This window comes from Shouchella hunanensis (assembly GCF_028735875.1).
Taxonomy (GTDB): Bacteria; Bacillota; Bacilli; order Bacillales; family Bacillaceae_D; genus Shouchella; species Shouchella hunanensis.
The window spans coordinates 794,076-806,712 of the sequence record NZ_CP117834.1; the positions used below are offsets into that span (position 1 = coordinate 794,076).

The 12,637-nt window shown below is 39.7% G+C and carries 12 protein-coding genes; 6 read left to right on the forward strand and 6 right to left on the reverse strand.

What is annotated here, in order from left to right; genetic code table 11:
* The first annotated feature begins 45 nt into the window (after positions 1-45).
* Complete coding sequence (locus PQ477_RS04275) at positions 46-1,140, forward strand: response regulator aspartate phosphatase (RefSeq protein ID WP_060704762.1); 1,095 nt, start codon at positions 46-48, stop codon at positions 1,138-1,140.
* The gene (locus tag PQ477_RS04280) at positions 1,137-1,274 is read left to right on the forward strand and encodes a hypothetical protein (RefSeq protein WP_158331973.1); all 138 of its coding nucleotides are present in this window, start codon (positions 1,137-1,139) and stop codon (positions 1,272-1,274) included. The genes PQ477_RS04275 and PQ477_RS04280 overlap by 4 nt, the downstream gene beginning before the upstream one ends.
* A 104-nt stretch (positions 1,275-1,378) precedes the next feature.
* Here the strand turns inward: PQ477_RS04280 and PQ477_RS04285 are convergent, their stop codons facing one another.
* From PQ477_RS04285 to PQ477_RS04300, 4 genes are all read right to left on the reverse strand, one after another.
* Complete coding sequence (locus PQ477_RS04285; RefSeq protein ID WP_274273003.1) at positions 1,379-3,016, reverse strand: BCCT family transporter; 1,638 nt, start codon at positions 3,014-3,016, stop codon at positions 1,379-1,381.
* 149 nt (positions 3,017-3,165) lie between these two features.
* Positions 3,166-4,230, reverse strand: coding sequence for a dual-specificity RNA methyltransferase RlmN (rlmN, locus tag PQ477_RS04290; RefSeq protein WP_035394784.1), 1,065 nt, complete (start codon positions 4,228-4,230; stop codon positions 3,166-3,168).
* A gap of 165 nt (positions 4,231-4,395) precedes the next feature.
* Entirely contained in the window at positions 4,396-5,337 is a 942-nt protein-coding gene (locus tag PQ477_RS04295; protein ID WP_274273004.1) for an NAD(P)-dependent oxidoreductase, read from the reverse strand.
* A 16-nt stretch (positions 5,338-5,353) separates the two neighbouring features.
* Positions 5,354-6,010, reverse strand: coding sequence for an MOSC domain-containing protein (locus PQ477_RS04300; protein WP_274273005.1), 657 nt, complete (start codon positions 6,008-6,010; stop codon positions 5,354-5,356).
* A gap of 271 nt (positions 6,011-6,281) precedes the next feature.
* Between PQ477_RS04300 and PQ477_RS04305 the strand changes: the two genes are divergently transcribed.
* From PQ477_RS04305 to PQ477_RS04320, 4 genes are read left to right on the forward strand one after another with little or no spacing between them, the layout of a single operon-like run.
* The gene (locus PQ477_RS04305; RefSeq protein WP_035397966.1) at positions 6,282-6,740 is read left to right on the forward strand and encodes an RNA polymerase sigma factor; all 459 of its coding nucleotides are present in this window, start codon (positions 6,282-6,284) and stop codon (positions 6,738-6,740) included.
* Positions 6,737-7,921, forward strand: a complete 1,185-nt coding sequence (locus PQ477_RS04310) for a hypothetical protein (protein ID WP_274273006.1) — start codon at positions 6,737-6,739, stop codon at positions 7,919-7,921. Before PQ477_RS04305 ends, PQ477_RS04310 begins: the two co-directional genes overlap by 4 nt.
* Before the next feature lie 14 nt (positions 7,922-7,935).
* Complete coding sequence (locus PQ477_RS04315) at positions 7,936-9,279, forward strand: MFS transporter (protein ID WP_274273007.1); 1,344 nt, start codon at positions 7,936-7,938, stop codon at positions 9,277-9,279.
* Between the two features lie 49 nt (positions 9,280-9,328).
* Positions 9,329-10,243, forward strand: coding sequence for a ketopantoate reductase family protein (locus PQ477_RS04320; RefSeq protein WP_274273008.1), 915 nt, complete (start codon positions 9,329-9,331; stop codon positions 10,241-10,243).
* Positions 10,244-10,286: 43 nt separating this feature from the next.
* Here PQ477_RS04320 and PQ477_RS04325 read toward each other — a convergent pair whose 3' ends face one another.
* Positions 10,287-11,720, reverse strand: coding sequence for a four-carbon acid sugar kinase family protein (locus PQ477_RS04325; protein WP_274273009.1), 1,434 nt, complete (start codon positions 11,718-11,720; stop codon positions 10,287-10,289).
* A complete protein-coding gene (garR, locus tag PQ477_RS04330; RefSeq protein ID WP_144559797.1) occupies positions 11,717-12,622 on the reverse strand; it encodes a 2-hydroxy-3-oxopropionate reductase in 906 nt (301 codons plus the stop codon). The genes PQ477_RS04325 and garR overlap by 4 nt, the downstream gene beginning before the upstream one ends.
* Between the last annotated feature and the right edge of the window lie 15 nt (positions 12,623-12,637).

Consider the following 12,637-nt stretch of genomic DNA (forward strand, 5'->3'; position numbering starts at 1 on the left):
ACGCTATAATGAAGCAACTAACGGGTAGGAAGGGAGGTTGCACTAATGTCATCAACTGTAGCTGCACCAGAAGTAGGAGCTAAAATAGTCGAGTGGTATAGTTGCATTATTTCCTATGATCGAGAGCAAGCCATTCTTTCCAAACACGAAGTCAATCAACTGATGAATCGAATGGTTCCGGATGAAAAAGTGAAGTCGTATTATGAATTAGTAAACTTTAGACACCAATTATTTATTGAGCCGAATTCAAGCGAGCATAAACAATTTGCAGCTATTGCGATAGCAGATAAAGCAACCGATGAGTACATGCAATTTATGTACTACTTTATGTACGGACAAAATGAATTCCATAACGGACGTTATAAATCAGCTGTTCGCTCCTATAAGATAGCGGAGCGACTTTTAGAACAAGTACCTGATCAAATTGAAAAAGCAGAGTTTTACTACCGATCTGCTATTAGCTATTATCGAGTAGATCAATATATCTTTGCTGTTTCCTATTTTGAGCAAGCCCTTGAAATCTTTGAAAAGAAACCTGATTATGAAGAAATTGTGCTCAATATTCACATTTTCTTAGGCGGGATTAGTACGGAGCTTCTTAAATTTGAAGAAGCAGAAGACTTACTACAACATGCCTTCAGACGTTCTAAACCGTATCCTGTGACACGTGCGCTCATCTTAAGAATTCTTGGTTTAAATCGAGTCAAACAAAACCGACAAGATGAAGCGATCCAGTATTTTGAAGAGGCACTTTTAATTAAAGAACATAAAGATTCAGTAGTCGGAACAAAAACAGAGTACAACCTCATTAATGTGAAGCTAAGAAAAGAACCGAATAAAAAAGAAAACCATGACATATTAAATAACATATCACACAAAGTTCAGTCACTTAATATGACTGAATATGTCATCCGCTGTAAAGTAAGTCTCGGTCTTTACGTGCTAAATGATACAGCGATGATCAATGAAGGACTTGAAGAATTGCAACAAGCCGAATTATACTTTGAAGCTTCTGAACTAGCGGAAGAAGTAGTGGACGTGTATTCAAAACTCGGAAAGTTTGAGAAAGCTTTGCATTTCATGAGGATGGCACATCGAATGCGCATCCATCAATCTTGTATAGGAGTTGAACAAACATGAAAAAGAAAACATCTCTTCTTATTGCATTAGCAGTTGCTCTTTCAATTGGTAGCTTCAGTTTAGACGCCAGTCATTCTGCTGATAAAGCAGATGGTCGCTCTATCACTGCGTTAGATAAAGCGGATGGTAGATAATTTAGTGTACCGATAAAAAAACGTATTTCTCGTAATGAGGAATACGTTTTTTATGTTGGAAGCGCCTTTTAAGAGACTACGTTTGTTCACACATGCCTCCCCTATTACCGTTCCTTGCTGTCGTCTTCTTCACCTTGAATGGATTCTTCAGGAATGTTCTTATCAAATTCTTCCTTCATTTCTTCTAATTCTTGATGTGATTCTTCTTGATACCTCGGATCCCAATCCCGATGTTTGCTTTCCAGTTTTAAAATGTCATACTCACTACTTAATGCCTTCATTAACGAGATGGCCATCAATAAAACAACAAATACGAACGGGAATGCAGCTATAAGCATTGCCATCTCCAATGCTTCTAAACCACCAGATATCAAGAGAGCTGCTGCTGTAGCTGCTAAAATAAGACCCCAAGCGATTTTCACTTTCACACTCGGGTTGAGCCTTCCACCTGTTGTCAACATACCTAATACGAATGTTGCTGCATCAGCAGATGTAACAAAAAAGGAGGCAATAAGTAAAATGGCTATTCCCATGATTACTGGCGCCATCGGATACGACTCTAAAAAGGCAAATAACGCCACTTCATTCCCTTGATCCATAATTAATTGATATAAGCCGCCACTTTGATTAGCATCCATTTCTAAACCTGCAACACCGAAAATGGAAAACCAAATTGCACTAAACAAAACTGGCACACCCATTACACCAATAACAAACTCACGAATGGTTCTTCCTCTTGACACACGAGCTATAAATGTTCCTACAAAAGGAGACCACCCAATCCACCATGCCCAATAAAACAAAGTCCAATCATTAAGAAATTCACGCTCACCTGTAAAAGCGTTCATACCAAATGTCATACTAGGGAGATTTTGAAGGTAGTTTCCTACTGTTGTTGTGAATGATTCGATCATCTGAACGCTAGATCCTAGAAGAAAGACAAATATCATAAGTGCAATGGCCACAACGATATTCATCCAGCTAAGGTACCGAATGCCTTTGTCAACTCCAGATGCCGCGGATAAAATAAACGCAACCGTTACGACAGCAATCACAATTAGTGTCGTTAAAGTCGAATTCTCTATTCCGTCAAAGCTATAGCTTAACCCCGCCGTAATTTGCGATGCCCCTAGCCCTAACGATGTAGCAATACCAAAAATCGTTGCAAAGACAGCTAAGATGTCAATACTATGACCGATTCCACCTTGCGCATGCTTTCCAATTAACGGCGTAAAGGCCGAAGAAATAAGCGCAGGTGAATTATGTCTAAATTTAAAATAAGAAAGGGCTAAAGCCACAATCGCATACGTTGCCCACGGGTGAAACCCCCAATGAAATAATGTATATAAGAGCGATTCTTCAGCGGCCGCGATACTATTGGCTTCTGTTATTGGTGGGCTGTAATAATGGGTTAACGGCTCTGTCACCCCGAAGAACACAAGTCCGACACCCATGCCAGCAGTGAACAAAAAAGCAAACCAAGTAAAATAACTGTATTCCGGTTTTTCGCCTGGTTTTCCTAATGTGATTTTACCGAATGGGCCAAAAATCAAAAATAATGCTAAGAGAACAAAACCTGTCGTTGCTAATATGTAGACCCAACCCAGATTCGATGCAACGAAACCATCAACTGCTCCTAACACGGTCTCGACGTTTCTTGGTAAGAAGATGCCCCATAAGATGAACACACTCGCTAATAGGAGTGAACACCAAAATACAACGGTAAGTGTATTCTTTTTCAACTAAACGCCTCCTTTGGGATTTTTTTCTCGATTTATCGACAAAAACCCTCAATATTCCTAGTACCTATTTCCTTCTTTCATAGGATTAAAACCTTTAGTACTAGTTAACACAAAAAAAGACTATGGATTGTATCCATAGTCTTAGGGGTTTACCCAACACGCTTCTTTTCTTGCTTGCTTCGTAATTGACCACAAGCGGCATCAATATCTGTTCCTTGCTCTAAACGAACGCCACAGTTAATGCCTTTTTTCTTAAGCGTCTGGAAGAACTCTTGAATGGCTTCTGGCTCGCTTCGCTGATATTGACCATGCTCATCAACTGGATTATACGGAATTAAGTTCACGTAAGAAAGGTGGCGCTTATCCCCTATTAGCTCTGCTAATTGTAGCGCTTCTTCCTTATGATCGTTCACATCTTTAATCAGAATATATTCGTACGTTACACGTCGATTGGTCTTATCTAAATAATAGTTAACGGATTCCATCAGCTTCTCAATCGGGAACGCTTTATTGATTTTCATAATCTTAGAGCGCAGCTCGTTGTTCGGCGCGTGTAAAGAAACAGCTAAGTTTACTTGACTCTTCAAATCTGCAAATTCTTTAATCTTATGGGCCAGTCCGCTTGTTGATACAGTAATATGACGCGCTCCAATAGCAAGACCTTTGTGGTCTTTAATAATGTCTAAAAAGTCAACCGTATTGTCAAAGTTATCAAATGGCTCTCCAATTCCCATCACCACAATATGACTAACGCGCTCTTCTTTCTTACGTTCATCAAGGAAGAATTGAACATTCATGATCTGTTCAACAATTTCTCCGCTCGTTAAGTCACGATTCTTTTTCAGCAATCCGCTCGCACAAAAGCTACAGCCAATGTTGCACCCTACCTGGGTTGTCACACAGACAGAAAAACCATATTTGTGCGTCATGAGTACCGTTTCAATCAAATTTCCATCACTTAGTTGGAATAAAAATTTAACGGTACCGTCTTTTGACTCCTGCCGAATATGCTCCTTCAAAGACCCGAAAACAAAATGCTCTTCTAATAAAGAAACCGTTTCTTTATTAAGATTAGACATTTCCTCGAAACGTGTCACACGCTTACGATAAAGCCAGTCCCAAACTTGAGTTGCTCTAAATTTTTTATGGCCGTGCTCAACAAACCAATCGGCTAATTTATCCATTGTCAGACCATAAATTGATTGCTTTTGCATATGATCCCTCTTTCCTATCAATTTCGTATTTCCATTTATATTAATCCTAAACACAGTCAAATAAACACATTCTACAATCCTTTATTCTATCATACTTTTCAAGAAAAAGAAAAGAAAGATTACAAAAAAGCTTATTGAGAGTATCATCAATAAGCTTTTTTATGTTTATCCAACAGGCGTTAATGCTGTTCCTTCTTCTATATAAGAGGTAATATTGCCTGCAGCAAGTCTTGCCATTTCCTCTCGTGTTTCAATCGTCGCATTCCCAATATGAGGGGTTAAGACAACATTCGCTAATGTCTTTAATTCATCATGAATAAGTGGCTCGTTTTCAAAAACATCTAGCGCTGCACCTGCAAGTTCTCTTTGTTTTAACGCACGCACTAGTGCTTCCTCATGAACTACAGGACCTCTGGACACGTTTAAAAGAATTGCGCTCTTCTTCATTCGCTTAAATGTTTTTTCATTAAATAAGTGATGGGTCTCATCTGAATAGGCTGTATGTATGGAAACGATGTCTGCTTCTTGAATCAATTGATCAAATGGTCGATAGTTGATTTCGTTTTCTGTATCTTTCTTTGTTCTTGCCGTATATAAGATGTTCATTCCAAATGCCTGTGCACGCTTGGCAACGGCTTGTCCAATCTTTCCATAGCCCACAATCCCAAGGGTTTTCCCTTTTAGTTCCCTTCCTAAAAAGAATAATGGTGCCCATCCATTGAACCCTTCTGTGCGACAGAGTTGATCTCCTTCTGGAATCCGACGCATTAAGCTAAGCATTAATCCTAACGTTAATTCGGCTGTCGCATCAGTGGATACTTTTGGGGTATTTGTGACTACGATCTCTCTTTCTTTTGCTGCCACTAAATCAATATTATCAAACCCTGCACCATAGTTTGCAATAATCTTAAGAGACGGCGCTGACTCCATCACTTTTCTTGTTACCTTTGTGGATAACGGGCAAAGTAAAGCAGTTGCATCCCTTACACCTTCAATTAAATCCTCTTCTCTGATCACGTTTTCACACTCATAAACATCAACCGAATATTTTTTTAATGCTTCGTATCCACTAACCGGAATTTCGCCTGAAATAAAAATATGTGTCATCCCGTTACTTCCTCTCTTACGATTGCTGTTTTAGTCGATCAATTCGTTTTGCTAAACGTCTCTTCCAGTCCTCAGCCAAGGGCTCAACCGAAGCAATCTCTTCCATTTCTTCCCAATCTTCATTTGCAAAATAGACCTGATTACAAGCAAGGACTGACATCTTCTTTGGGTGTTCTTCAATTAACTCAATGGTTGATTGTGAAGAAATGGTTCCTTCCTCCAGCACACGACCTAAGTACCCTGTAAAACCAGTCTCAATTGTTCGTTTCAGTAGTGTATCAGCCTCTGTATACTGGTCAATTGTACTGCAAGGGATGCGTCCCTGAGTAATTTGAACAAGCGCACGACCTATCCTATAAATATTCCCTATGTACACGCTCTCTTCAAGCATATTTGTCACCGTAAGGTTTTCTCCGAAAGCGGCATTCGGCAATACTCGACCCAATTCTTCTTGCCATTTTTTATAATGCTCCAATGGGTAAAAACAAACTGCTCGGTCTGGTCCGCCGTGGTTTCGCTTGTCAGCCACATCGTCTCCTTTAAACCCATCTTTTGTTAAATACACCTCGTCTACACGCTCTTTTTCTATTCCCGTAACAACTGAGCGCTTCATCCCGCTCTTCTTCATTTCCTTTGGCAAACCTGTAGATAATGCATGTATCCTTTGTTCCATCCATTTATTCCCCCTCATAAAGAGTATCTATCGTTTACACGAGTACAATAACGTTATCATTATCATGCCACATTCATTACAAATTGACGAGGTTCGATTGTTATTTTTATTCAAAAGCTCGACCACCTGCTTTAAAATGAATAAAAGGAAAAAACGTCTACATCATGTAGATAAAGTCGAAAGTTCGAAAAAAAATCATTTTTTGCCAACAGTTCGCGTTCCTTAACCGTTATCTATGTGAAGACAATGAAAAGGAGGGAGTTCTGAATCTATGATTGTTCACGAAGCGCTAGAAAGAGACATACGAACCTTTGCACTTTCTATCGCTGCAAATGAACATGAAGCGAATGATTTAATTCAATATGCGTGGGAAAAATCCCTCTCCTATACTGAGCTTCATGAATGGCCTTACTATAAACAAAAAGCATGGTTTTATCGTGTTATGAAAAACGAACTTATTGATTTGAGGAGAAAATACGGGCGTGAAATTGGCCTTGACGAAACGAAAGAACCTGTTTTCTTGCCGACGGAGTTCAACAATCTTGAAGTAATAGAGCTTCTTAATAAACTTCCACCTAAGCAAAAGGATCTTGTTTTCAAACGCTACTGGTTAGGACTTTCAAGCACTGAAATTGGCAAAGCACTAGACATTCCTTCAGGAACAGTACGCTATCAACTTACGAAAGCAATTGGATTTTTAAGACAATTAATTCAGGAGGCATACGAATGAAAAAAACAATCGGAAATGTAGGGACTCTTAATCTTACAGAAGCAACGGAAGAAAGCATCTCAGCGATACAGCATATTAACAACGTAGGGTTATTGCTTTATTCAACTGAAACAGCTTCACTTGTACCAAAACTATCAATTGGCAACCTTGGCTATTCTCTTAAAATCCCTAAAGATGCTCAAGTAATAAACGGGTTATTTACTGTAGATAATGAACTATTAACCTATGCTAAACCAGATCAGACGATCATCGTCAATGGGTTATTAACATTTTCAAATGATTTACGGTTGGAAACGATCTTAGAGACAGAACTCACCTTTATCGTAAATGGGATTATATACGCGCCTACTGCATTTAAAGGATCTGTAAATAGACTCATAAAAAAGCACTCTGGCGTATCACTGGATTACACAGGTAGTGAACCTAAACTCTTGTCAGGAGACACGCTGCTAACAAACGCATTGGTCGATAGTTTTTCACCGAAAACAAATTTAGCCCTAAATGGTGTCCTCACATTAGCAGCTGATCTTGATTTAGAGCAACTAAGCGATAAGATCGAATCGATCCAAATTAACGGGGTTATTGAGCTATATGAACATCAAGTGGCAAGCGTTATGTCCAAGGTAACGATAAATGGAACAACAAAAATCATTCCTACTCATTACAAACAGCTAAAAAGTGTGTTCCAACTGTCAAGTCAGTCCATCAAACGATTTAAACAAGAATGTGTTTTTACAACAAAACCACTTGTGTTCGACCAATCTGTCACAAGAGAAGCGTTTCAGAAAGCATTTAAGTCGATTCATTCCCACTCATTTATACTTTGTTCTGAAGATATTGAGGATCTTGTATACGAAGTCCTTAATCGCTTTGAAACAGATGTTTATACGTACAAGGATGATTTTCGCTTTATCACAAACGATACATGGAAGCAGGAAACATTGCAGCAGCTCAAGTATCCAACAACCATTGTGGTCTACCGCTATCTTCGTTTTGAAGATACCCTTTCCTTTGAAGCAATAAAGGACCATTCAATCGTTCTCTTAGGTGAATTATCGGTTCCGAATGAACAATCAAAACACGTTATTCAACAACGAATGACCGAAAATAAAAATGGTCTCATTCACACGTCCGATCAACTAGAACCATCGAAATCAAACTACGGTGAATTAAGTTTATAAGAAGGAGTCAGAAGATGTACTTACCACCAAAGGATCGGTTAGATCAACTTTACCAAGAGGCAGAGACTCATCAATTAGGCCAGCAATTGAAAAGGGAACACCCCCCTCAAACAATATGGGGTATTCGAGGATACCCTGCTTTATTTACCTCTTATAGTATTTCTGTTATTGGTCAGTGGTTTGATTCGATCGCTCTAATGGTTCTATTCGCTTATATTTGGCAATCAAGCCCGATTTATCTGGGCTTGATTCCGGTAGCTCTTGCACTGCCACAAGTCATTTTCTCTCAGTTTGTTACCAGCTTGGTGAAACGTTTTCAAAAAATTCGCTTAATGGCGTTCGCCGATTGTTTAACTGCCTGTTTCACCATTGGACTCTTTTTTTCACCAACACCATGGCTTGCCCTCATTTTACTAAGCTTACGTAGTACGGCAAACGTTGTCCATTTTCCTATCCAACAAAGCCTAGTTCGAGAACTGGTTCCTGAGCACCTTCGACTTAAAGCAGTGTCTTGGAACGGTTTGGTGAGTCAAGGTGCCAAAATAATTGTTCCCTTTCTTGGAGGACTCTTTTTAACCGTGCTTACTCCACAAACACTATTACTTCTTAACGCAGCTGCTTTTCTTATTTCCGCAGCGATTTTATTTTCGATTCAACATTTAATTTCGCCAGCTTTTATGACAACACCTACAGCGTTTTCTAGAACATCTTTTTTTGAAGAATGGAAATCCGGTTGGTTAGCTCTTTTTACTCACCCTTTACTACTCTCATTAGTTAGCCTGTCATTAATCGGTTTATTTTGCATTCAATTCGTTGATTCCCAATTCCCTATTCTCTTTAGGGAAATTGCACCAACAAACCCACAACATTTAACACTAGTCATATCCGCTATTGGTTTTGGGGCGGTAACCATCATCACGATCTTTAACCGATTAAAAAAGCTTACCCACCTTCTTTTTTGGATTAGTACCTCTCTAGCACTTATCGCGCTTTCGTTTATTGGCTTTAGCCAAATTCAAGCTCATCATCCAATAATTCTTTTTCTTGTAATTGGCTTTATATGTGGAATCGGTACGGGTCTCTCGATCACGACCCTTAATTATGCGATACAGACCATTCCACGAGATGAAGAGGTAGCAAGTATTGCCTCAATTTCACAATCTCTTACAAGCCTTGTTGTTATCGTTGCACCACCGACTGGAGCCGTCCTTACTCAAGCAGTGGGCGTTCAAACCATGTTCGCTTTGTCTGGCATCGTCTTAATCATCTGCTTGTCTTTACCTGCTTTATTAAAAGGGAAAAAGAAGAGACTCTCTTCTAAAAAGAAAAGAATAAACTATGATAACTCAAGCTTATAAGGAAAAAGGATGACATTTGTTTTATACTACAAAGGAAAGGAGAATGCATATGCGGATATTAGTAGTTGGCGGAGGTGGCGTTGGTGGATACTTTGGCGCAAGACTTGCGGAAAAAGGGGAAGATGTTACTTTTTTAGTACGAGAAAAGAAAAAGAAACGCCTTACCGAGCAAGGATTACATGTGAGAAGTATTCACGGAGACATTGATTTAATCCCATCTCTTTTAACGTCAAGCGATAAAGCAAACCCATTTGATCTCGTCATTTTCACAACAAAAGCGTACCACCTTGAACAAGCCATTCAGGATGTTCGTCCTTTTACAGATGAACAAACTTTGATTCTACCGTTGTTAAATGGCGTTGCTCATTATGAAACGCTCGATAAAGCATTTGGCGAGAATGTGATAGGCGGTCTTTGTTTTATTGAAAGCGCTATCGACTCAACCGAAGCAATTCGACAAACAAGCCAAGCTCACCGTCTCGTATACGGAAGTCGATCAGATCGTCAAACAGATCGAGTCGAACAGCTACATGCCCATTTTTCAGGAACAAAAGCAGATTTCATATTTTCGACTAACATCGAACAAGAAATTTGGCATAAATACCTGTTTATCACGGTGGCATCAGGTATCACAACTCTTTTCCGTTCAAGTATTGGTCCCATTCTCAGCAATGAAGAAGGCAAAGCCTTCATTAGAAGATTTTTAACTGAATGCGTTACGATCATGAAGGCTGAAGAAGCGCCTTTGTCCCCGACTATTATCGCTGATCATATGCGTACCTTTGAATCCGTTAACGCTGACATGAAGTCGTCCATGCTCCGTGATATGGAACAGCGTTCAACAACAGAAGCCCGCCATCTTCAAGGTTACTTAATAAAACGGGCCGCAAAACACGGTATTGAAGTCCCAACGCTTTCAACCGTTTACACAAATGTAAGCCTTTACGAAGCAAGACTTACATAAAACACAAAGAAGGCGTGGATTAAAAAACCACGCCCTCTTTCGTTTATTCTTTTCCTTCAAGAATGGCTACAGCTTCTTTAAGTGTCTCAGGTTGTCCTACATTCCCTGGAAAAATCACATACGCTTTCCCCGGGAACTTACTTTCCTGTCCTGTCTTCCAAACAGGAATTCCTGGTTTAATTTGACCTGCTACTACTGCTCTTTCAACACTTAGACCAATCGTCCCAATACTACTCGATGTTATCCCGCCTTTTGCTACGATATAACTCGGCTCAACTTCTAGATCCCGCACTATGCTTGTGACTGCATCAGAAATTTTAACCGATTGTTTTAATTCCTCTTCTTGCATATTGTCACCTAAATCCAGACGCTCTCTGCGTGTATAATAAACAACCGATTCCCCATTTTTAATGGCCTCTTCACATGCAAGACGTACACGTTTCGTTTCTTGTACAAATTTCTCGTCATCTTGCACAAGATGAACATCAAATTCGATTCCTTTTACTAAGCCACTATCAAGAAGGTGCTTAAGTTGTTCCGTTGTTTTTTTCACGTGGGAACCTACTGCAATTAGTCCACCATGCTGACTTCCTTTTGTGACCATATCTTCTCGTTTAAGTAACGGCTTATCTGTGATACCACCAATAACCTTTGTCAACGCAGCAGCACTTCGAGCGATAAAATGCTTCCTTTGCTTTAACGCTCTTAATAAAGCCGTTGCAAACACTTCAACATCTTCATAGCCAACAGCATTCACCACAATTTTTTGGAAATCAGTCGCTGCGGATAATTGTGCTGTAATTTTTTCAATGGCAACATCTCGTAAATCTTCAAGGGAAATGTAAATCGTCTCTTCTTTTTGGTAACGACCATTTGTTTTTTCTTCGATGTACTCACCTAAATGAGAAGAAGCAAAACCAAATGTGCGGTCATTGGCAAATTCCGTTTCTCCAGCCGGCACGAGTTCTGTACCATTTTGAACGTAATGAATATTATTAATGGTAAAGCGTCCTCCTTCTTTAAAGAAAGGAATGATAATTTCCCCATCAAAGTGCTTTTGTCCCATGGATTCAATTTTCGTTTTAATGGTTTCGGTTTCTAATGGATAATGTCCACGTAATGTTGAATCACCACGGCTAATAAGCAAATATGGAGTATTCTCCGCATCCGCAACTTCTTGTACACGTTCCGCAATTTCTTCATGACATTGAATGGTTTCCTCTTCAGTAAAACCGCGTGAATTTGTTAATATAAAGAACATCGATTGATCTTCTTTGAAACCAGCTTGAATCGATGCTTTCGTCCAATCTGTAAACACAGAAACGCCATGAACGGTTTGAATGCCTGTTGGATCGTCATCTAAGACAACAATCTTATATGGAGATGCTTGTTGTTCTGCTTTAAGAAGTGACTGTATTTCATGGCGATCGACAGGCTTAATGCTTGCAAACGTCTCTTCCGCATTTAACTGTTTCATTCGTTCTCCTCCTTGCGCTGAACGATTACATTGGCTAGCTTTTCATAGTGTTGAACAATGCCACCGTGATCGATTGCTTGCTTCCCATCAGCACTTAATGAATGGAAAATCTCAAGCAATTGACTGGAAAGCGGTAATGGAACGTGCATTTCATGCGCAGTATTCATAACGTTCGTTAAATCCTTCATATTAATATCAATTCGACCACCGGCGACAAAATTACGATCTAAAATCATCGGTATTTTTGCGTCCATCACGGTGCTACCAGCTAGACCACCACGAATCGCTTGATACATTTTTTCAATATCAATACCTGCCTTGGATGCCAATACAAGCGCCTCCGAAACAGCCGCAATGTTTAAATTAACAATAATTTGGTTTGCAAGTTTCGCTGTTGTTCCACACCCAGCGTCCCCAACAAGAACAATATCTGTTCCCATCGCTTCTAGCACTGGTTTTGCTTGAGCAAAAACGTCTTCTTCTCCACCAACCATAATGGCAAGTGTTCCATCAACGGCTTTAGGTTCTCCACCACTTACAGGGGCATCCAAGAAATGTACACCTTTTTCTGCTGCATGTGTCGCCATTTGCTTTGAATCAACAGGTGATACAGAGCTCATATCGACAATGATTAACCCTTTTTCTGCTCCTTCAATTACACCATTTACACCAAAAACAGCTGCGCGAACATGTTCACCTTTTGGTAACATCGTAATAAGTACATCACTGTTTTCAGCTACTTCTTTTCCTGACGAAGCTGCAACGGCACCTTCAGCAGCGATTGCCTTTACTGCATCTTGATTAAGGTCAAATGCCGTTACGCTAAAACCAGCTTTTAATAAATTTCGCGTCATCGGCATACCCATAATACCTAATCCAATAAATCCTACACGTTTGTTCATGTTTCTTCTCCACCT

Bases quoted from the DNA above. Each gene is read 5' to 3' on its own strand.
- PQ477_RS04275 (WP_060704762.1), top strand. From the start codon at position 46: ATGTCATCAACTGTAGCTGCACCAGAAGTAGGAGCTAAAATAGTCGAG.
- PQ477_RS04280 (WP_158331973.1), top strand. From the start codon at position 1,137: ATGAAAAAGAAAACATCTCTTCTTATTGCATTAGCAGTTGCTCTTTCA.
- rlmN (WP_035394784.1), bottom strand. From the start codon at position 4,230: ATGCAAAAGCAATCAATTTATGGTCTGACAATGGATAAATTAGCCGAT.
- PQ477_RS04295 (WP_274273004.1), bottom strand. From the start codon at position 5,337: ATGACACATATTTTTATTTCAGGCGAAATTCCGGTTAGTGGATACGAA.
- PQ477_RS04300 (WP_274273005.1), bottom strand. From the start codon at position 6,010: ATGGAACAAAGGATACATGCATTATCTACAGGTTTGCCAAAGGAAATG.
- PQ477_RS04305 (WP_035397966.1), top strand. From the start codon at position 6,282: ATGATTGTTCACGAAGCGCTAGAAAGAGACATACGAACCTTTGCACTT.
- PQ477_RS04310 (WP_274273006.1), top strand. From the start codon at position 6,737: ATGAAAAAAACAATCGGAAATGTAGGGACTCTTAATCTTACAGAAGCA.
- PQ477_RS04315 (WP_274273007.1), top strand. From the start codon at position 7,936: ATGTACTTACCACCAAAGGATCGGTTAGATCAACTTTACCAAGAGGCA.
- PQ477_RS04320 (WP_274273008.1), top strand. From the start codon at position 9,329: ATGCGGATATTAGTAGTTGGCGGAGGTGGCGTTGGTGGATACTTTGGC.
- PQ477_RS04325 (WP_274273009.1), bottom strand. From the start codon at position 11,720: ATGAAACAGTTAAATGCGGAAGAGACGTTTGCAAGCATTAAGCCTGTC.
- garR (WP_144559797.1), bottom strand. From the start codon at position 12,622: ATGAACAAACGTGTAGGATTTATTGGATTAGGTATTATGGGTATGCCG.